The 738-nt window shown below is 60.0% G+C and carries 1 protein-coding gene; it reads right to left on the bottom strand.

Annotated elements, in window-relative coordinates; all coding sequences use genetic code 11:
- Positions 1-475: 475 nt before the first annotated feature.
- The coding region (locus tag LLS1_RS19445) for a hypothetical protein (RefSeq protein ID WP_374758293.1) at positions 476-738 on the bottom strand (263 nt) is incomplete at its 5' end.

Raw genomic sequence — 738 nt, 5'->3', positions numbered from 1 at the left:
TAGTGGTGACCCTGCGTATTCCCGACCGGCGTATTCGTCGTAATCGAAGCCGGCGGCGAGGGCCTCAGTAGGCTGTGGCGATGGTGTGGTTTCGGTCTAAGACTTCCGTCTTCGCGAAGCGATTGCGCGACGCGGAGGCTCGCATGTTGAGTGCGACAAGTGGGCGTGGGGTCACTTCCGTGATGACAGTGACCGGGATGCCTCGATTTCCAGGGGGCTCCTTTTGGCTGGTCGTGGGCTCTGATCGCGAGCGAGACGAGTTGCTCGCTGACGCACTTTGGTTGCTGGAACAAGCCCGGACATCGTTCCGTGGAGCTGGTTTCAGCGATGAAAATGTTGCACGCGCCCGAGCAACTGTCGAATCGGAAGAGACGGTCGATCGCGACTTCGGGGGCAACTGGTGGGCCCGCATGAAGTAAGTCGTCTTTGAGTGGTGTGATTGCGTATTCGGGGACGGCGTAGTCGTCGCGGATCGTTAGCTAATCTTGCCTGATCCGACGGTGTGGGGTCCTTCCAGGATGGTGAATGTGGTGCCACTTGTGAGTGCGCTGTAGTCGATGTCGTAGGGAAGATCGAGGAGGACGGGCGCCTTCTCACCGGGATTGAGTGTTGCTGCGGTCTCGCTGCGAATCACGACTCCTAGGTAAGGCCCGGTGTTGGCCTTGATGTGCGGCCGGTAGGTGCCGTTGAGGCTGATTGGCGAGTGGCGGCCCCCTTCCGCAGGGGGTAGCAGTTGAA

Source organism: Leifsonia sp. LS1 (assembly GCF_020521355.1).
Taxonomy (GTDB): Bacteria; Actinomycetota; Actinomycetes; order Actinomycetales; family Microbacteriaceae; genus Leifsonia.
The sequence above is the reverse complement of the archived record's forward strand: the minus strand, read 5'-3'. Positions and strand labels throughout refer to the sequence as shown.